This is a genomic window from Grimontia hollisae CIP 101886, from assembly GCF_000176515.1.
GTDB classification, from domain to species: Bacteria; Pseudomonadota; Gammaproteobacteria; order Enterobacterales; family Vibrionaceae; genus Enterovibrio; species Enterovibrio hollisae.
This window is the reverse complement of sequence record NZ_ADAQ01000009.1, coordinates 283,932-303,559: the sequence shown is the minus strand read 5'-3', so window position 1 is coordinate 303,559 and position 19,628 is coordinate 283,932. Positions and strand designations below refer to the sequence as shown.

The following is a 19,628-nucleotide window of genomic DNA, read 5'->3' as shown; positions in this document are numbered from 1 at the left end:
ATAGGTGGGAGGCTTGGAAGCGGTGACGCCAGTTGCCGTGGAGCCATCCTTGAAATACCACCCTTGTATGTTTGATGTTCTAACTTGGCCCCCATAATCTGGGGTGAGGACAGTGTCTGGTGGGTAGTTTGACTGGGGCGGTCTCCTCCCAAAGCGTAACGGAGGAGCACGAAGGTGGGCTAATCACGGTCGGACATCGTGAGGTTAGTGCAATGGCAAAAGCCCGCTTGACTGCGAGAATGACGGTTCGAGCAGGTGCGAAAGCAGGTCATAGTGATCCGGTGGTTCTGAATGGAAGGGCCATCGCTCAACGGATAAAAGGTACTCCGGGGATAACAGGCTGATACCGCCCAAGAGTTCATATCGACGGCGGTGTTTGGCACCTCGATGTCGGCTCATCACATCCTGGGGCTGAAGTCGGTCCCAAGGGTATGGCTGTTCGCCATTTAAAGTGGTACGCGAGCTGGGTTTAGAACGTCGTGAGACAGTTCGGTCCCTATCTGCCGTGGGCGTTGGAGAATTGAGAGGGGCTGCTCCTAGTACGAGAGGACCGGAGTGGACGAACCTCTGGTGTTCGGGTTGTCACGCCAGTGGCATTGCCCGGTAGCTAAGTTCGGAATTGATAACCGCTGAAAGCATCTAAGCGGGAAGCGAGCCTCGAGATGAGTTCTCCCTAAGGCTAAAAGCCTTCTAAAGGGTTGTTGGAGACGACGACGTAGATAGGTCAGGTGTGTAAGTGCTGTGAGGCATTGAGCTAACTGATACTAATTGCCCGTGAGGCTTAACCCTACAACACCCAAGGGGTTTTGGCGGACTCAAGTAAGAACACAAAGAGTGTGTAAAGAGAGAGAGCGGTTGCTAGGACCTAGGAAGAGCAACCGCGGTCAGTTTTCCAAGATTTTAATGGGCGTTCCCAGGGCCTAGTCACCTAGGACCGAGAACCCCGATACAGAATTTGCTTGGCGACCATAGCGCTTTGGACCCACCTGACTCCATGCCGAACTCAGAAGTGAAACAGAGCAGCGCCGATGGTAGTGTGGGGTCTCCCCATGTGAGAGTAGGACATCGCCAGGCTTTGATTTGCAATTTGTCTACTGTAGCTCGAATATTTCGATATCTGCGATGCTCACATACATTCGTATGCTGCGCTTATCGATTCAAAATATTCTTCGCGCAGCGACAAATTTTCAATCAAAGCGTCTAGATGAGTAAGACTTCGATTGAACAACATTTGCTGATATAGCTCAGTCGGTAGAGCGCACCCTTGGTAAGGGTGAGGTCCCCAGTTCAAATCTGGGTATCAGCACCAGATTTTAAAATTTGTCTGGCGGCCATAGCGCGATGGTACCACCTGATCCCATGCCGAACTCAGTAGTGAAACGTTGCAGCGCCGATGGTAGTGTGGGGTCTCCCCATGTGAGAGTAGGACACTGCCAGACACCTTTTCAAACCCGTAGCGGAGACGCTACGGGTTTTTTCGTTTATGGTTTATTTTCCATCCTCACAAATCTACTTGAACCCCTAAAATGGATGTTATAGGGTTAATGGAATTCTAGACGTCTATACATCTTAATAAGGGAGTGATTTAAGATGCCAATTAAGATCCCTGATCAGCTACCGGCCGCCAGTACTCTGCGTCAGGAAAACATCTTCGTGATGTCGGCGACCCGTGCAGAAAGCCAGAACATTCGTCCCTTGAAAGTGTTGCTGCTTAATCTGATGCCCAAGAAAATTGAGACAGAAACGCAGTTTATGCGTTTACTTTCCAACAGCCCGCTTCAGGTGGATGTTGAGCTGTTACGAATTGACGATAGGCCGAGTAAGAACACTCCCACCGAGCACCTTGACACTTTCTACCGCCAATTCCAGGGGATTCGAGGACGTAACTTCGATGGATTGATCGTCACCGGGGCGCCCCTTGGGTTAGTTCAGTTTGAGGATGTGATTTATTGGGACCACCTGCAAGACATTATGACCTGGGCAAAAGAGCATGTGACTTCAACGCTCTATGTTTGCTGGGCTGCCCAGGCGGGCCTGAAGTTGCTTTATGATCTGCCTAAGAAGACCCGTAAAGAGAAATTGTCCGGGGTGTATTGGCACAAAACCCACAAAGAGCACAGCCATAACCCCATCCTTCGTGGGTTTGATGATTCTTTTCTTGCCCCCCATTCCCGTTATGCTGACTTCTCGGCGGAGTATCTCGCCGAACATACGGATTTGGATATTTTGGCAACCTCCTCTGTCGCCGGTACGTATCTGGCGGCGACCAAGGATAAACGAAATGTCTTTGTTACCGGCCACCCGGAGTATGACTCTCATACCTTGCACCATGAGTATATGCGCGATTTGGAGGAAGGCATGGAGCCTGCGGTGCCAACAAACTATTATCCCGATGACGATCCGTCACAGGAACCTTATGTCAGCTGGCGTAGTCATGGTCATATGTTGTTTGCCAACTGGCTGAACTACTGCGTTTACCAGCAAACGCCCTATGATCTGGATCATTTCTCCGAATCTGCGTTTACCAAAGACGACGAATAATAAAAAGGCCTGCGATTTGCAGGCCTTTCTCGTTCTTTGCGTTTTATCAGTCCTTGGTAGTTTCTGGTTGAGAAACTGCCTCTTTGTAGCTGCTTGGTTTGATCTGCATGTCCCTTTCTGCGGCTTTGGATTTTTCAATCATCTTGGTGATAGTAGAACCTTGAACCAGGATGGAAAACACCACCACTGCGTAAGTCATCACCAGAATCATTTCCCTGACATCAATGTTCTTCTCCGGAACGACTATATAGCCTGCAGGTACGGCCATGGCCATCGCAAGCGCCAGTCCTCCTCGCAAACCTCCCCAAGTGAGGATACGTACCGAATAAGGGTTGTAGTCGCGGTAACGGTTAAAACCGACATAACACAAACGAACGCTCAGGTAACGTGCTACGAGTACTAAAGGTACGGAGAATACCATGATGATCCAGTCTTCTTTGTGGAAGGAAAATGTCAGCATGCTTAGACCAATCAAGAGGAACAGCACACCATTGAGGAATTCATCAACCAGTTCCCAGAAGTGGTCTAGGTGATCTTCACTTTCTTTGGAAAAGCCAATGTAGCGAGTCCAGTTTCCAATCATGATGCCAGCTACGACCATAGCCAGTGGGCCGGAAACTCCGATCAGACCGGCAAAGACATAGCCTGCCGTTGGAATACCAAGAGTTAACAGCAGTTCCATGGAATGGTCGTCGGTATGGCAAATCAGATAATGGAAAATCAATCCAAGGAAGAAACCATAAATAATGCCACCAATTGCTTCATGGAGGAAAAGCTGAACGACACCCAATGCGGTGGGGGTTTCTGTACCAAAGGCGATGGTAAACAGGGTGATAAAAATCACCAGGCCAAACCCGTCGTTAAATAGCGATTCGCCTTCAATTTGGGTTGATATGCGCTTTGGGGCATTGAGTTTCTTAACGATAGCGAGAACAGCAATAGGGTCAGTTGGCGAGATAAGCGCACCAAATAACAGGCAATAAATAAAGTCAAAAGGAATGCCGATTAGTTGAAAGAAGAACCAGGCTGCACCACCAATAATGAAGGTGGAAATCAGCGTGGCTCCAAGCGCCAGTGTTGTGATTTCCCATCTCTGATCTTCAAGGTTGGGGAGTTTTACCCCAAGGCCACCGGCAAAGAGCAGGAATCCCAACACGCCTTTTAGCAGAAAATCATCAAAGTGAATTTCATTGAGCGTCGTGGCGGCGAGGTCTTTTAAATCAAACCAGTTGTTATGACCTGCGATAACGATTCCAAGAGAAAGGATAAGTGCGCCGGCCGTGATGGCAATCGTGGTTTGCATTTGCCCGATCTTACTGTTGATGAAAGCAATCAGCATGGCTGCGGCAGCGAGAAAACAGAGTGTGGTATAGATGGTCATTGACGACCCCGTAAAGGCTGAGGTTGAGATTAGAAAAGTTGTAACGAAATATAAATCCAAGCGCGGCAGAAAACTACAACAAATATCTATCTTATGGATGCTTGATCCGGGAGTATTGTTTAATTAGACGTCTAGATTTCCATTTGGTCTGTGATACTATGCGGATAGCAAGCGAAATTAGAAGGATCTGTGGTAGTGAGTAGTAGGGAAACACTGGAAAAATTGTTAGCGGAACGCATTCTGATCATTGATGGCGGAATGGGGACCATGATCCAGAGCTATAAGCTCGAGGAGAGTGATTACCGTGGTGAGCGCTTTGCGGACTGGCATTGTGACCTTAAGGGTAACAATGACCTTTTGGTGCTTACACAACCCAATATGATCAAAGATATCCATGCCGAGTATCTGGAAGCTGGTGCGGATATCCTCGAAACCAACACCTTTAATGCCACCACCATCGCGATGGCTGACTATGACATGGAAAGCCTGAGCGAAGAAATCAATTTTTCTGCCGCGAAGCTGGCGCGTGAAGCAGCCGATGAGTGGACGGCGAAAACCCCGGATAAACCTCGTTTTGTTGCTGGCGTGCTTGGCCCGACCAACCGTACCTGTTCCATTTCCCCGGATGTTAACGACCCGGGTTACCGTAATGTCAGCTTTGACGAGTTGGTCACGGCCTATTCCGAATCCACACGCGCGCTGATCAAAGGTGGTTCAGATCTTATCTTGATTGAAACCATCTTCGATACTTTGAATGCCAAGGCGTGCTCTTTTGCGGTGCAAAGCGTATTTGAAGAGCTGGGCGTGACACTGCCAGTGATGATCTCCGGTACTATTACCGACGCCTCTGGTCGGACCCTGTCTGGTCAGACGACAGAAGCGTTTTACAACTCCCTGCGTCACGTCAAACCGATTTCCTTTGGCCTTAACTGTGCATTGGGGCCTGATGAGTTGCGCCCTTATGTGGAAGAATTGTCCAGGATTTCAGAAACCTATGTTTCCACCCACCCCAATGCGGGCCTTCCCAATGCCTTTGGGGAATACGATCTGTCACCGGAAGACATGGCAGCACATGTTAAAGAGTGGGCGGAAAGTGGTTTTCTTAATCTGGTGGGCGGTTGCTGCGGTACGACGCCGGAGCATATCCGCCAGATGCATGAAGCAACCCAGTCGATCAAACCCCGCACTTTGCCAGAGCTTCCGGTCGCCTGTCGCCTGTCCGGCCTCGAGCCGTTAACGATCGACAAAGAGACCCTGTTCGTCAACGTGGGTGAGCGTACCAACGTGACAGGCTCTGCCCGTTTCAAGCGCCTTATCAAAGAAGAGCAATATGATGAGGCCCTTGAAGTGGCCCGCCAACAGGTGGAAAACGGTGCCCAAATCATCGATATCAACATGGATGAAGGGATGCTCGATGCGAAGGCTTGTATGGTGCGTTTTCTGAACTTGTGTGCCACTGAGCCAGAGATCGCCAAAGTGCCTATTATGGTTGACTCTTCGAAGTGGGAAGTCATCGAGGCGGGCCTGAAATGTATTCAGGGTAAGGGAATAGTTAACTCTATCTCGCTCAAGGAAGGCAAAGCGAAATTCGTCGAGCAGGCGAAACTCATCCGCCGCTATGGTGCGGCAGTGATTGTCATGGCGTTTGATGAAGTAGGCCAGGCTGACACCCGTGAGCGCAAGCTTGAAATCTGTACCAATGCTTACCGTATTCTGGTGGATGAAGTCGGCTTTCCGCCGGAAGACATTATTTTTGACCCAAACATATTCGCAATCGCAACCGGTATTGAAGAGCATAACAACTACGCCGTCGACTTCATCGAAGCGGTTGCAGACATCAAACGCGATCTGCCCCATGCGATGATTTCTGGGGGGGTTTCCAACGTCTCCTTCTCATTTCGCGGCAACAACTATGTCCGGGAGGCGATACATGCCGTGTTCCTCTATCACTGTTTCAAGAACGGTATGGACATGGGGATCGTTAATGCCGGCCAGCTTGAGATTTATGACAACGTTCCTGAGAAGCTGCGCGAAGCAGTAGAAGATGTGGTGCTGAACCGTCGTGATGACAGCACGGAACGCTTGCTGGATATTGCCGCTGAGTATGCAAATAAAGGTGTCGGCAAAGAAGAAGATGCCTCGGCATTAGAGTGGCGCACCTGGCCGGTAGAGAAACGTCTTGAGCATGCGTTGGTGAAAGGCATCACCGAATTTATCGTTGATGATACGGAAGAAGCGCGCGTTAATGCTTCCAAGCCGCTCGAGGTCATTGAAGGGCCGCTGATGGACGGCATGAACGTAGTGGGCGATCTGTTCGGTGAAGGTAAAATGTTCCTGCCACAGGTGGTGAAATCTGCCCGGGTAATGAAACAGGCGGTGGCGCATCTTGAACCCTTTATTAACGCAGAAAAACAGGCAGGGTCCACCAACGGTAAGATCCTGTTGGCGACCGTCAAAGGGGATGTTCACGATATCGGTAAGAACATTGTCGGCGTGGTGCTGCAATGTAATAACTACGAAATTATCGACCTCGGCGTGATGGTGCCCTGTGAGAAAATCCTCAAAGTCGCCAAGGAAGAAAATGTCGATATTATCGGATTGTCCGGCCTTATCACCCCATCACTGGACGAGATGGTCCATGTGGCCAAAGAGATGGAGCGCCTTGGCTTTGACCTGCCACTGTTGATTGGCGGTGCAACGACGTCCAAAGCCCATACGGCGGTAAAAATCGAGCAAAACTACAACCAGCCCGTGGTGTATGTAAACAACGCCTCCCGTGCGGTTGGTGTGTGTTCGTCACTGCTGTCTGAAACGCTGAAACCTGCGTTTGTTGAAAAACTGCAGGCGGATTACGACGTAGTACGTGAGCAGCATGCCCGTAAACGTCCCCGTACCAAGCCTGTCACCCTTGAAAAGGCCCGGGCAAACAAAGTCGCGATTGATTGGGACAGCTATACCCCGCCGGTGCCGGCAAAACCGGGTGTCCATGTGTTTGAAGACTTCGATGTGGCGACATTGCGCCAATACATCGACTGGACACCGTTCTTTATGACCTGGTCTTTGGTCGGCAAGTACCCGGCAATTCTTGACCATGAAGAGGTGGGTGAAGAAGCCAGACGTCTGTTTAAGGATGCCAATGATCTGCTGGATCGTGTTGAGCGGGAGGGGCTGATGAAAGCGAGCGGCATGTGCGCGCTTTTCCCTGCGGCAAGCGTCGGTGATGACATTGAAGTGTATACCGATGAATCCCGCACTGAAGTGGCCCATGTCTTGTATCACCTGCGCCAGCAAACCGAGAAACCGAAAGGGTTCAACTACTGTCTGTCTGACTATATCGCACCGAAAGAGAGCGGTAAGAAGGACTGGATTGGTGCGTTTGCCGTCACCGGCGGCATTGGTGAACGGGAACTTGCGGATGCCTACAAGGCGCAGGGGGATGACTATAACGCCATCATGATTCAGGCTGTTGCCGATCGTCTGGCAGAGGCATTTGCTGAACATCTCCATGAGCGTGTGCGTAAAGAGATTTGGGGCTATGCGACAGATGAAAACCTGTCAAACGACGATCTTATCCGGGAAAAATACCAGGGTATTCGTCCTGCTCCGGGCTATCCGGCCTGCCCCGAACATACCGAGAAAGGCACTCTGTGGGAGATGCTGAAAGTAGAGGAAACCATTGGTATGTCTCTGACCTCCAGTTACGCCATGTGGCCGGGAGCATCTGTATCAGGGTGGTATTTCTCGCATCCGGAATCGCGCTATTTCGCGGTGGCACAGATCCAGGAAGATCAGCGTGACAGTTATGCCGATCGCAAAGGCTGGGATCTGATCGACGCCGAAAAATGGCTGGGGCCCAACCTTAATGATTAGGGTCAACAGACCCTAATCATCATTCTGTTGATGAAATAAAAATGGCGCTCTCATTGAGCGCCATTTTTGTTTCGGTGGAGGGTTGAATCAAGCTTCAAACAATTCTTTGTGCAGTGCACGAACCACGTCTTTGGATTCTGACGTGCTGGTCAGGAAACACAGGTTGTGATTGCTTGCACCATAGCAAATCATGCGAAGGTTATAGTCTTCCAACGCACTGAAGATTTTTGCTGCTGCACCTTTTGACTCACTCATGTGGTTACCGATAAGTGCCACCAGGCACATATCCTGCTCGACGGTTACCTTACAAAGCTTGGTCAACTCCTTTTCTGCTGCTTCTGGCAGTTTAGGAGCGCCGCCTTTGGTATTGGTTTGATCCAGAGTTAATGACACACTTACTTCTGATGTAGTGATCAGATCGACCGAGACTTTGTGTTTTGCCAGAATGCTGAACACTTCGGCCAGAAAACCATAAGCATGAAACATATTCAGGCTGGTCAGCGTGACCATCGTCTGGTTGCAGCGCAGGGCCAGCGCGCGGAAAAGAGGGGATTTCTCTGCATGTCGACGTATCCAGGTACCCCCCTGCTGCGGCGCTTTGGACGAACCGACGAATACCGGAATGTCCTGACGCATTGCCGGGATAAGCGTCGCCGGGTGCAGGATTTTGGCCCCGAAGTTTGCCATCTCAGACGCTTCACTGAAGCTGATTTCATCGATAGGGCTGGCTGTCGGTACCACACGGGGATCGGTGCTGTAGATACCCGGCACATCGGTCCAGATTTCCAGCGATGTTGCTTTGACTGCTTCAGCCAACAGGGCGGCGCTGTAGTCGCTGCCACCACGGCCCAACGTGGTTGTATTGCCTTGCGCATCTGAGCCGATAAACCCCTGCGTGACCACTACGCTATCTTCAAACAGCGGTGTGAGTATGCTTTCTGCATGATGGGCAGTCTCAATCAGATCTGGGGTAGCCTTGCCATACACATTATCTGTTTTCAGTACATTGCGCACGTCGACACGCACTGCGTTGATGCCTTTGCTGTTCAGGAGATGGGTGAAAATGTGGGTTGACATCATTTCGCCACACGCAACCAGCGCGTCGGTTGTTTTATCTGAAGGTGACGTTTCTGCCACCGCAGAGAGGGATGTGACCTCATCGAGAATGGCATTCACCGCCGATGCGACCTCTGGTGAGTCAGGAATCTGTTTCAAAATGCTGAAATGAATTTCACGCAATTCTGCCAGTACGTCCTGCTGTCTGTCATTGGTAACGCCGTTTGCCAGTTCAACCAGTAAGTTTGTCACGCCAGAGCAGGCGCTGATCACCACCAGTCGCGTATTCAAATTCCTTTTAATGACGGCTGCACAGTTAGACATTGCTGTGTAGTCGGCTACACTCGTGCCGCCAAATTTTGCGACATTTAATGCATTCACTTCCTTTTACCTCCCATAAATCGCGAGTGGAGTATCCCAGAAAAATAATAGGTTGGAAGACAGAGAGGGCAGGGTTGGAAGAAAGGGCATTTCTCCAGAAGCGCTCCATCTCGATTGAGATGACAATCCGGAGGATTCAACCTCCCAGACCGACAAGCCAGCCCCCCAAGGTCTGGTCTCGCCTCGGCGTCTTACCCCCTGATCAGATGGCATTGGAGTTGGGGCTCCGCAATCCGACTGCCTGGTAGACGCGCCTCTTCTGTCTCTGCACAGCACTCATGGTGCTGTGCAAAAATTGCCCTCTATTGATAATTGTTTGTAACGGTAATGTCAATGTTTGATTGGATTCAAACCTTTTCATTTTAAGACAACGTTGGGTTTATTTGCCGATGAGGTTTTGGCCTGTGCCGAAGCAGTGGTAGGGTAGTAATCCCAAGGAGCAAAAGGCATATGGAGAGCACATAAATGACAATTTCACGCTTTATTCCCCCCCAACGTACCCTGATGGGGCCGGGGCCCTCTGATGTTTCCCCCCGCGTATTGCAAGCGCTGGCGCAACCGACCATTGGTCACCTCGACCCGCTGTTTGTCGGCATGATGGATGAAGTAAAGGCACTGCTCCAGTACGCATTCCAAACGGAGAATGCCTTTACCATTGCGGTTTCAGCCCCAGGCAGCGCGGGGATGGAAACCTGCTTTGTTAACCTTATCTCGCCCGGCGACACAGTGATTGTCTGCCGCAATGGGGTATTTGGTGACAGGATGCGTGAGAACGTTGAGCGCTGTGGGGCAACAGCGGTCATGGTTGACGATGAATGGGGGAAGCCGGTTGATCCGGCGAAAGTGGCTGCTGCCCTCGAAGCAAACCCACAGGCCACTGCCGTTGCCTTTGTGCATGCAGAAACGTCCACCGGCGCACTGAGTGATGCGAAAGCCCTTTCTGAGCTGGCACGAGCGCACGGTTGCCTGACAATCGTGGATGCGGTTACGTCACTGGGTGGTGTCCCCTTGCTGGTGGATGAATGGCAGCTGGATGCTGTCTATTCCGGTAGCCAGAAATGTCTATCCTGCGTGCCGGGATTATCACCGGTCACCTTCTCCCCGCGAGCGGTCGAGAAAATGCAGCAACGCAGTGGAAAAGTACAAAGCTGGTTCCTCGACCAGAGTCTGGTACTGGGGTATTGGAGTGGAGAAGGCAAGCGCAGTTACCACCACACGGCACCGGTTAACAGCCTGTATGCCCTGCATGAATCCCTGCTGATGCTGAAAGAAGAAGGGTTGGAAAATGCGTGGCAGCGCCACCGTGATATGCATGAACTGTTGAAATCAGAACTTGAGCCTCTGGGCATTCATTTCCTGGTGGATGAAGAACATCGTTTGCCACAACTCAATGCGGTTGCGGTTCCTGAAGGTGTTGACGATGCTGCGGTAAGGGCAAGGCTTTTGAATGACTACAATTTGGAAATTGGTGCAGGCCTTGGTGCGCTGGCCGGTAAAGCCTGGCGTATAGGCCTGATGGGGTATGCCGCCAGGCGTGAGAATGTTGCCCTGTGTGCCAAGGCACTGAAAGATGTACTGGGGTAACCGGCAGCAATGAAGAAAACGCCTTGTGCAATGCAGGGCGCTTTTGTTTTAGCAGGTTCAGTGTACGCCAGTGCGTGATGGCTGCATTTTTGTAAAATCAAGCTTAAATTCCCGTGCTGGAAATAACAGGGCCGCTTCCTCTTTCAGTTGCTTTGCAATAGATCCATGCCCGGTCAGCATGGCAAGTTCAATCAATGACTGGTATCCCTCTGGGTTGGGATGGGTTCCCAGGCGGTAGATTTGCGCCCTCAGATAGTGCTCCTGAGCGCGTTTGTCACTGCTTTCCAAGGCATCGTGAAATGCCCGCATCCCGGCCTCCTGACTGAAGTAATCCCGCCACCATGGGTGGGTTTGGTACTGCACCAGCTTTATATCTTTTATCTGGTAAGTGCGCAGTGCCTGTTCACCAAGGTAAATTGATGACAACACCATAAAGGCAGTGACAGCCAGTACCCCGTTGGCCGCCAGTTTTATACCACGGGTATGGCGAAGAGGAATACGGCGATAGTGCGCCGAGAGGTTATCCAGCCAGTAAACCAATATCACGAACAGAACACCGAATGCCGGATTGATTTCCATATAAGCGGTCAGTGCCATGCCGAGCAGGGAAGGCAGTAATATCGCCAGCAGCATCAAGCGTGTTCCTCCCGGTGCCTCCATCAAACGGCGTGTAACCAGACTGAGAAGCACACCAAACCCTGCCCAGTAAGCAATCCCTCCCTGGGTGAGATTTGCCAGAAGCCAGCTTGGATATGGCACGATAGGGGAAAGTCCCTGCTGTTGCTCAAGCCCAAATAAAAGCTGGGCTTTGATGAGTTGTCCCAGCCCGACGCCTTCAAACTGTGATTGCGTCAGCAATGCCCAGGTCTGGGCCAGTACTGCCTGCTCATGCTCTGAATACCGTGCAGCGGATAATGCGGCCTGGGGTAACCAGTTGAAATGCCAAGCAAGGATGAAGCCTGCCAGTACTGCCAAGTTCCAAAGTCCGTGGTGGCGTTTTTGGCAAAAACGGAATAGGAAAGGTTGGATAAGTATGGTAACGACCAGCATGGCAGCGATGAGCCAGGGCGATCGCAATGCCGCGAGTGCTGGAATAGTGAGCACTGGGGTGAGTAATAACACGGCATGCAGGGGGACCCAGTTGCGTTTATATACTTTGGTTCTCGCCAGGAGGTATGCCGATAATGACAGTGCGGTCAACAGAGCGATACTTAATGCTTCACCGTGTACCGTAATGCCTGAAAGATAAGAGGCATAGGTGTCTGTCAGCGTAGGTAACAGTACGGGAAGGGCCAGCAGCCAGCCACTGAGCAGCGGTAGCAAAAGGAGATCTTGGCGTTGCATATGGTTGAAGCTGAATTGTTGCAAGGTACAAAACAGCAATAGCGCAAGCAACACATTGCATCCCTGCCAGATTGCCGTATGCAGGTCAGCGTGAAGGTAGAAAGAGGGAAGCAAAGCAAACAAGGCTGCAATAGCGAGCCAGACAGTGACGGTGGTATAACGGAAGCGGCGCTGTCTGGCCGCCTCCCATCCACCCAAACAGATCAGGGTGACGGTGAGTAAAAGTGTCAACGCCGTTGCGGGATGCTGAACACCGGAAAATTCCAATGGGGTTTGGTTTAAGGGCAGACAGAACAAGAACAGTGCAGCCAGTGCAATCAGCACCGGCTTCACCAGGGGTTTACTGGCTACTTTGTCTGGCCAGAGGTGTTGTAAACGCGATGTTTGCATACTGTCATTTTTACCGTCGATAGCGCGCGAATATGCTTTACGATGCCTTTTGTTTGAGCAAGGGTTTCAGGAACCTTGCGGTATGGGAGCCTTCAACCAGTGCGACATCTTCCGGCGTACCTTCAGCAATGATCATACCACCGCCGCTGCCACCCTCAGGCCCCAGATCGACAATCCAGTCTGCCGTTTTTATCACATCGAGGTTGTGCTCAATCACCACAATGGTATTGCCATGATCGCGCAAGCGATGCAACACGGTCAGCAACTGCTGGATATCATGGAAGTGTAGCCCAGTAGTGGGTTCATCCAGAATATACAGGGTTTTTCCTGTGTCACGCTTTGACAGCTCCCGCGCCAGTTTAACTCGCTGCGCTTCACCACCGGAAAGGGTGGTTGCCGCCTGGCCGAGACGAATGTAGGAAAGACCAACATCCATCAGAGTTTGCAGTTTGCGCGCTATTGCCGGGACGGCATCAAAAAATTCGCGTGCATCTTCCACTGTCATTTCAAGGACTTCGTCAATGGTTTTGCCTTTGTAGCGAATTTCCAGCGTTTCACGGTTATACCGCTTACCTTTACACACGTCGCAAGGTACATAAACATCGGGCAAGAAGTGCATTTCGACTTTGATAACACCGTCGCCCTGACACGCCTCACAGCGTCCGCCCTTCACGTTGAAGCTGAAACGGCCGACTTTATAACCGCGGGAGCGTGATTCCTGAGTACCGGCAAACAGCTCACGAATAGGCGTGAAAATACCGGTGTACGTGGCCGGGTTAGAGCGAGGGGTACGGCCAATCGGGCTTTGGTCGATATCAATCACCTTGTCGAAGTGCTCCAGACCGTCGATATCCTTGAATGGTGCTGGTTCGCCGGTCGTGGCACCGTTCAGGTGCTGGTGGGCAATCCTGTAGAAGGTGTCATTGATCAGTGTGGATTTACCGGAGCCCGAGACACCCGTCACACAGGTCAGCAGGCCAACCGGCAGGGTCAGGTTCACGTTTCGCAGGTTGTTACCGCTGGCCCCTCTCAGTTTCACCACCCGTTTTTTGTCGTAAGGGATACGTGTCTGTGGGACGGCAATCTGCTTTTTGCCACTGAGGTACTGACCGGTCAGGGAGTCTTCATTTTTGATAATTTCCTCGTAGGTACCTTCTGCCACCACATAGCCACCATGAACACCGGCCCCCGGGCCGATATCAATAATGTGGTCGGCCGCACGGATAGCATCTTCGTCATGTTCAACCACCAGTACGGTATTGCCGAGGTTACGAAGGTGCTCAAGGGTTGCCAGCAGGCGCTCGTTGTCGCGCTGGTGCAGGCCGATAGAAGGTTCATCCAGTACATACATCACGCCGACCAGACCGGCGCCAATCTGGCTCGCCAGTCGGATACGCTGGGCTTCCCCCCCGGACAGGGTATCGGCGCTGCGCGACAGGTTGAGGTAATTCAGACCCACATTGACCAGAAAGCTCAGCCTGTCGTGGATCTCTTTCAGTACCTTGTCAGCAATCTGGGCGCGCTGGCCTGTGAGCTCAAGACTGGCAAAGAATGTCAGTGCTTCATGAATACTCATTTCACAGATGGCGGGCAGGTTGGTGTTCCCGACAAATACGTGGCGCGCTTCTTCTCGGAGGCGCGAGCCGCCACAGCTGGAGCAGGGCTTGTTGGCGATATACTTCGCCAGCTCTTCACGCACTGCCATGGACTCGGTATCGCGGTAGCGGCGGTTGAGGTTATTGAGAATGCCTTCGAACGGGTGCTTACGCACGGTGATATCACCGCGGTCATTGACGTATTTAAAGGCAATGTCTGTCGATCCGGAACCGTTCAGTACCACATCCTTGATTGCTTTCGGCAAATCCTTCCACGGCGTTTCAATGTCAAAGCCGTAGTGGTCTGCCAGCGAGTTCAGCATTTGGAAGTAATAGAAGTTGCGGCGATCCCAGCCACGGATTGCACCGCCGGCAAGGCTGACTGCCTCGTTCTGCACCACGCGGTTTTCATCGAAATATTGCTGCACGCCAAGTCCATCACAGGTGGGGCAGGCACCGGCAGGGTTGTTGAACGAGAACAGGCGAGGCTCCAGTTCCTGCATGCTGTAACCACAATGCGGGCAGGCAAAATTGGCTGAGAAAACCAGATCCTCGCCATCACCGTCCATGTGACTGACCACGGCAGTGCCACCGGTCAGTTCAATCGCGGTTTCGAAGGATTCTGCCAGACGTTGCTGGAGATCGTTCCGGACCTTAAACCTGTCCACCACCACTTCAATGGTGTGCTTTTTGTGGAGCTCCAAGGGTGGGGGATCAGACAGGTCACACACCTCACCGTCGATACGGGCACGGATAAAACCGTGGGCCACCAGATTTTCCAGGGTTTTGACGTGCTCGCCTTTGCGTTCTTTGACAATCGGGGCCAGCAGCATCATTTTGCTGCCTTCTTCCAGCGCCAGCACCTTATCCACCATCTGGCTAATAGTCTGGGCTTCCAGTGTCACATTGTGGGTTGGGCAACGGGGATCGCCGACTCGGGCATAGAGCAGACGCAGGTAGTCGTAGACTTCTGTGATGGTCCCTACGGTTGAGCGTGGGTTGTGCGACGTGGATTTCTGCTCGATAGAAATGGCTGGGGAAAGCCCTTCGATGTGGTCTACATCCGGCTTTTCCATCAGGGAAAGGAACTGGCGTGCATAGGCAGACAGGGATTCGACATAACGACGTTGGCCCTCTGCATACAGGGTGTCAAACGCCAGCGATGATTTGCCGGAGCCTGACAGGCCGGTGATCACGATCAGTTTGTCGCGCGGGATTGTCAGGTTAATGTTTTTCAGATTATGGGTACGTGCCCCTCTGACATCAATCGTGTCCATGTCTACCTTGCCCTTGCCATTCAAAGCCCGATGAAAAAATGAAGAGAGTAGTATCCCATATTATTGCCCAATGAAAAAGAAGAAAGCTGTATAAATATACAGCCTTCTTCTTTTTAACATACAGATTTTAACGATGTTTGTGTGGTTTTCGATCAACCACATTTTACCGTTTTTTGTGGCTGGTTGGGTGCATCAGACTGTAGGTAGATGTTTTCGTAACAGTAGTTGGTGGCTTCAATGAAGCCTTCTACGCTGCCGCAGTCAAAGCGTTCACCCTTGAATTTGTACGCCAGTACACAGCCGCTTTTGGCTTGCTTGAGCAGGGCGTCGGTGATCTGGATTTCTCCGTTTTTGCCAGGTTCGGTGTTTTCCAGAATATCGAAAATATCCGGGGTCAGGATGTAGCGGCCAATGATCGCCAGGTTGCTTGGTGCGGTGCCCGGTTCGGGTTTTTCAACCATGTTGTCGACGCGGTAGAGATTCTCTTTCATTTCCTCACCGGCGATCACACCGTATTTGTGGGTTTCATCCACCGGCACTTCTTCTACGGCAACAATGGAGCAACGGAACTGTTTGTACAAGGCAACCATTTGGGAGAGCACACCTTCCTCGCGGTTAACGCAAAGGTCATCGGCCAATACCACCGCAAATGCATCGTCACCGACCAGTTCGCGACCAGTCAGGATGGCGTGGCCCAGACCTTTCATTTCTTTTTGGCGAATATAGGTAAAGGACGCGGCATCAATGGTTGTGCGGATGTCATCAAGCAGGGCTTCTTTGTTTGTGCCACTGATTTGGTGCTCAAGTTCGTAGTTTTTGTCGAAGTGATCCATCAGGCTGTGTTTACCGCGTCCGGTCACAATACACATACCGGTAATACCTGCCTCCAGCGCTTCATCAACGCCATATTCAATCAGGGGCTTGTTGACAATGGGCATCATTTCTTTCGGCATAGATTTGGTGGCTGGTAGGAAACGGGTTCCATAGCCAGCCGCCGGGAATAGACACTTCTTGATCATAGGTTGTCCTTAATACAATACGTTATATTTACCGAACTCGTGGTGATGTAAAAATACAGGAGAGGTAGGATGTTACCACGCACCAGTTACAATTTTGTCTCATTGTTAGATTATGCGAGCATAGAGGTTCAACGACAAGATATGCTCAACCGATTGGCCAAAAGCCGAGCCTTTTTTTGACCTTATGTACCGCCAGTAAGTTCTGGGTGCCGACACCAATACTCACCGCCAGGGCCGCGCCGACAATCCCCCATAGAGACGTCAACACGAATATCAAGGTTACAGTGAGCATGCCGGCAAACAGGGTGATGTTGCGCATGTCCCTTTCATAACCACACATGGTGAGAAGAAAGCCGACAGAGCCAGTCATCACATTGATAGTTTGCCCGATAGCCAGGATCACCAGCAGTTGCCCTGATGGGGTGAAGTCCTCGCCAAACAGCGCCATGATTTTATCAGGCCAGATCAGTACCGCAGCCAATACAGGCAGGGAAAAAATTACCATCAGACGGGTTGAAAATTGTGCCAACTTTTTCAGTTCATCCCAGTTTTCTGCATTGAACAGTGTCGAGAATCGTGGTGCGGCAACGAAATTCACCACCATTAACATAAAACTGATCAGCAACGAAGTGCGCTGGGCGGCAGAAAAATAGGCGACCTCCTGCGCGCTGACAAACAGCCCGACGATCACCACAGAGGCCCAGGGTATCGCCTGTGCGGTGGCTGAAACTAACCAAAGGTTTGGTGCAGCCTGCCAAAATGCAGGCATTTTGGTATCACTGCGGTCAAAACGGTGGCCGGGCATGCGTAACCAAAGCCACAAACCAATGAGAACAACCACGGCTGCTGCGATAACATACAGTAACGAGGCAGTACCTGCCTGGAGTTTGTTGCTGTACTGTGCGAAAAGCAACAGGGCAGGCAGTGCCAATACCGTTACTCCAAGCTGCATGGAGCAGACGGAAGCAATCACCTTTCGGGTGGCCTGCAGGGCATAGCCATGTAAAAAGAACAGGCTGACAAAAGGGATGGCGATGGCGAAATGGCGCAGGCTATCAGTCGCCAGGGGTTTATCAAACACCACGTCGGCAAGCCATGGGGCCGCCAGATAGGTGATAAATCCCGTCAATGCAGAGGCCGGTAATACTACGAGATAGGCGTTGGTGAATACCTGATTGGTCAGGGTGGTATTCCCTACATTGCTTGCATGGCCGATAAAACGCAGCAACGCATTGTCCATGCCCAGCAAACAGAGTGTACCGAGCAAAATGGCGAGACTCATGCCAAGGAAAAACAGTCCGGATTGCTCGGCACCCAGCACCCGGGCAGCAACCACACTCAACAGGAAAGCCGCTGCGGCAGAAAGCACCCTGAACAGTGCAGCCAGGGCAGCATGAAACAGGAACTGGCGACGGGCAGGTTCCAAGGATTGAAAGCGGCGTACGAGTCTGAGAATCATCAATCTGCCTTACCAGGGGAAAAACAGGGGAATAAGGGAAAGTACGCCGGTGGCATAAACCAGGGTGAGCGGTAAACCCGCCTGAAGATAATCCTTTGGCATGTAGCGACCTGCGGTAAAGACCATCAGGTTGGTTTGGTAACCGAAAGGAGAGAGAAAGCTGGCACTGGCGGCAAAGGCAACGGTCATAATAAACGGCATCGGATCAATGTGATACTGAGCAGCGATGGCAAGTCCCACCGGGAAACTGATTGCCGCTGCTGCATTGTTGGTGATGAGCTCTGTCATCAACCAGGTCGCGAGGTAAAGAATTACCATCGCGCCAAAAGGTCCTCCGCTCTGGCTGACGCTCATGATCAGGGCAGCAAGGCGATCGGCAAGACCGGTGAGGCTAATTGCCTGTGCGAGCCCCAGTGCCGAGCCAATCACCAGTACCAGTTCAAACGGGAAGCGCCTTCGTAAATCATGGATAGACACCAGGCGCGCAGCCACTGAGGCGGCAAGCAACAGGGTCAGCCCTTTGTACAGGGGAAGCCATTCAAGGAAACTGGCGAGCAAGGCGACAATCGCACCACCGCAAAACAGTAACGACTGTGCGCTGCTGAGCAGGGCATTGTTTTCCCTTTCTTCCACCAGAATAAAGTTTTGTGCCAGGTTGCCGCGGTTGAAAAAGTCCTGACTGACAGCCAGCACCAGGAGGTCGCCCCCTTGCAAGGTCACCTGGCCAAGGCCACCGGAAATGTGATGCTCCCCCCGTTTTACTGCCACAACGGCAGCGTCGAACAGAGCACGAAATTGAACGGACTTAATGGTCTTTCCGGCGATCACGGCATGGGGGGTGATAACGACACTGATCAGATTATCCGAAGGCAGTTTCTCGCCCTGCGTTTTGGGTTCCAACCCTTTGAATTTCTCCAGCATCGCCGCTGATTCCAAATCACCGGAGAACACTAAAATGTCGTTACCCTGCAATCGTTCATCCGGCGTAACAGGGGAAATGATGTGTGCACCGCGGATAATTTCAACCAGGAAAAGACGTTCAAGATTGCGAAGGCCACTTTGTCCGACACGTTGTCCGACAAGGGGAGACGCAGGGGCTAACTGGGATTCTAACAGGTAGTTTTGTGACGTTTCCTGTTCCTCGCCCAGGCGGTTTGGCAGTAGTGATACTGATACCAGAGTGATCACCAGTACTCCGGTGATAAATACCGGTAATCCAATCACTGTGAAGTCGAAAAAGCCTATCCCCGGCAAGCCGGCATTGAGGGTAAAACCATTTACCAGCAGGTTGGTGGACGTGCCAATCAGTGTTGTGGTACCACCGAGGATAGTGGCATAGGAAAGGGGGATCAGCAGCTTACTGGAGGGATGCTGGCTTTTGGTCATACTTCGCATCAGGGTGGAAACCACCGCAGTGTTATTAATCACGGCAGACAATAGCCCGGCAGACAGGGTTGTTTGCAGAGTCACTTTCCTGAGGTTGCCTTGGGTACACCATCGGCCAAGTGCACTGATGTAGGGCGTGCGTTCAAGGATCACAGATACCATCACCAAGAGTACCAGGGTAACGAGAGCCGTATTGGTGAAGTTATTAAAAAGCTGTGCGGCTGGGACGATATCCAGCAGCAGCAAGACAGTAAACACTGCCCCAAACACCAATGCAGGACGCAGACGGGTGGCCAGCAATGCTACCAGTAATCCTGTAATCATCAGTGCCACAATCATGCTCAT

10 protein-coding genes, 1 tRNA gene, 3 rRNA genes and 1 riboswitch are annotated in these 19,628 nt (G+C 51.6%); of the genes, 7 read left to right on the top strand and 7 right to left on the bottom strand.

Translation table 11 applies throughout. The features are described from left to right. The 5 genes from VHA_RS04720 to metA all read left to right on the top strand — a co-directional run. Positions 1-789 (top strand): 23S ribosomal RNA (locus tag VHA_RS04720); the annotation flags it as partial. 169 nt (positions 790-958) lie between these two features. Beyond that, positions 959-1,074 (top strand): 5S ribosomal RNA (rrf, locus tag VHA_RS04715). 159 nt (positions 1,075-1,233) lie between these two features. Continuing rightward, positions 1,234-1,309: transfer RNA gene (locus VHA_RS04710), tRNA-Thr, on the top strand. A gap of 14 nt (positions 1,310-1,323) precedes the next feature. Beyond that, positions 1,324-1,439: ribosomal RNA gene (rrf, locus tag VHA_RS04705) — 5S ribosomal RNA — on the top strand. A gap of 151 nt (positions 1,440-1,590) precedes the next feature. After that, the gene (gene metA / locus VHA_RS04700) at positions 1,591-2,541 is read left to right on the top strand and encodes a homoserine O-acetyltransferase MetA (RefSeq protein ID WP_005502308.1); all 951 of its coding nucleotides are present in this window, start codon (positions 1,591-1,593) and stop codon (positions 2,539-2,541) included. Positions 2,542-2,587: 46 nt separating this feature from the next. On the opposite strand, the gene VHA_RS04695 is transcribed toward metA, so the two are convergent. Next, positions 2,588-3,922 (bottom strand): cation:proton antiporter, encoded by a 1,335-nt coding sequence (locus VHA_RS04695; protein ID WP_005502301.1) that lies wholly within the window; start codon positions 3,920-3,922, stop codon positions 2,588-2,590. Positions 3,923-4,117: 195 nt separating this feature from the next. Between VHA_RS04695 and metH the strand changes: the two genes are divergently transcribed. Beyond that, positions 4,118-7,792, top strand: coding sequence for a methionine synthase (gene metH / locus VHA_RS04690; RefSeq protein WP_005502300.1), 3,675 nt, complete (start codon positions 4,118-4,120; stop codon positions 7,790-7,792). An 87-nt stretch (positions 7,793-7,879) separates the two neighbouring features. Here the strand turns inward: metH and lysC are convergent, their stop codons facing one another. Next, positions 7,880-9,229 carry a lysine-sensitive aspartokinase 3 gene (lysC, locus tag VHA_RS04685; RefSeq protein ID WP_040528206.1) on the bottom strand — a complete coding sequence of 450 codons (1,350 nt, stop codon included), beginning with the start codon at positions 9,227-9,229 and terminating at the stop codon, positions 7,880-7,882. A 90-nt stretch (positions 9,230-9,319) separates the two neighbouring features. Continuing rightward, positions 9,320-9,496, bottom strand: a riboswitch (Lysine riboswitch). A 198-nt stretch (positions 9,497-9,694) separates the two neighbouring features. On the opposite strand from lysC, the gene VHA_RS04680 reads away from it, so the two are divergent. Continuing rightward, a complete protein-coding gene (locus tag VHA_RS04680) occupies positions 9,695-10,813 on the top strand; it encodes a pyridoxal-phosphate-dependent aminotransferase family protein (RefSeq protein ID WP_005502290.1) in 1,119 nt (372 codons plus the stop codon). 57 nt (positions 10,814-10,870) lie between these two features. On the opposite strand, the gene VHA_RS04675 is transcribed toward VHA_RS04680, so the two are convergent. The 5 genes from VHA_RS04675 to VHA_RS04655 all read right to left on the bottom strand — a co-directional run bounded on the left by VHA_RS04675 (position 10,871) and on the right by VHA_RS04655 (position 19,628). Further along, entirely contained in the window at positions 10,871-12,547 is a 1,677-nt protein-coding gene (locus VHA_RS04675; RefSeq protein WP_005502287.1) for a hypothetical protein, read from the bottom strand. Positions 12,548-12,584: 37 nt separating this feature from the next. Beyond that, a complete protein-coding gene (gene uvrA, locus VHA_RS04670) occupies positions 12,585-15,419 on the bottom strand; it encodes an excinuclease ABC subunit UvrA (RefSeq protein ID WP_005502286.1) in 2,835 nt (944 codons plus the stop codon). Positions 15,420-15,571: 152 nt separating this feature from the next. Beyond that, the gene (gene galU, locus VHA_RS04665; RefSeq protein ID WP_005502285.1) at positions 15,572-16,438 is read right to left on the bottom strand and encodes a UTP--glucose-1-phosphate uridylyltransferase GalU; all 867 of its coding nucleotides are present in this window, start codon (positions 16,436-16,438) and stop codon (positions 15,572-15,574) included. Positions 16,439-16,583: 145 nt separating this feature from the next. Beyond that, positions 16,584-17,897 carry a flippase gene (locus tag VHA_RS04660; protein WP_040528205.1) on the bottom strand — a complete coding sequence of 438 codons (1,314 nt, stop codon included), beginning with the start codon at positions 17,895-17,897 and terminating at the stop codon, positions 16,584-16,586. A gap of 9 nt (positions 17,898-17,906) precedes the next feature. After that, on the bottom strand, positions 17,907-19,628 hold the full coding sequence (locus VHA_RS04655) for an SLC13 family permease (protein ID WP_005502283.1): 1,722 nt from the start codon (positions 19,626-19,628) through the stop codon (positions 17,907-17,909).

What these genes read in the sequence shown, in the direction of transcription:
- uvrA (WP_005502286.1), bottom strand. Translation starts at nt 15,419, where the DNA reads ATGGACACGATTGATGTCAGAGGGGCACGTACCCATAATCTGAAAAAC.
- metA (WP_005502308.1), top strand. Translation starts at nt 1,591, where the DNA reads ATGCCAATTAAGATCCCTGATCAGCTACCGGCCGCCAGTACTCTGCGT.
- VHA_RS04675 (WP_005502287.1), bottom strand. Translation starts at nt 12,547, where the DNA reads ATGCAAACATCGCGTTTACAACACCTCTGGCCAGACAAAGTAGCCAGT.
- galU (WP_005502285.1), bottom strand. Translation starts at nt 16,438, where the DNA reads ATGATCAAGAAGTGTCTATTCCCGGCGGCTGGCTATGGAACCCGTTTC.
- VHA_RS04660 (WP_040528205.1), bottom strand. Translation starts at nt 17,897, where the DNA reads ATGATTCTCAGACTCGTACGCCGCTTTCAATCCTTGGAACCTGCCCGT.
- VHA_RS04655 (WP_005502283.1), bottom strand. Translation starts at nt 19,628, where the DNA reads ATGAGCATGATTGTGGCACTGATGATTACAGGATTACTGGTAGCATTG.
- VHA_RS04695 (WP_005502301.1), bottom strand. Translation starts at nt 3,922, where the DNA reads ATGACCATCTATACCACACTCTGTTTTCTCGCTGCCGCAGCCATGCTG.
- VHA_RS04680 (WP_005502290.1), top strand. Translation starts at nt 9,695, where the DNA reads ATGACAATTTCACGCTTTATTCCCCCCCAACGTACCCTGATGGGGCCG.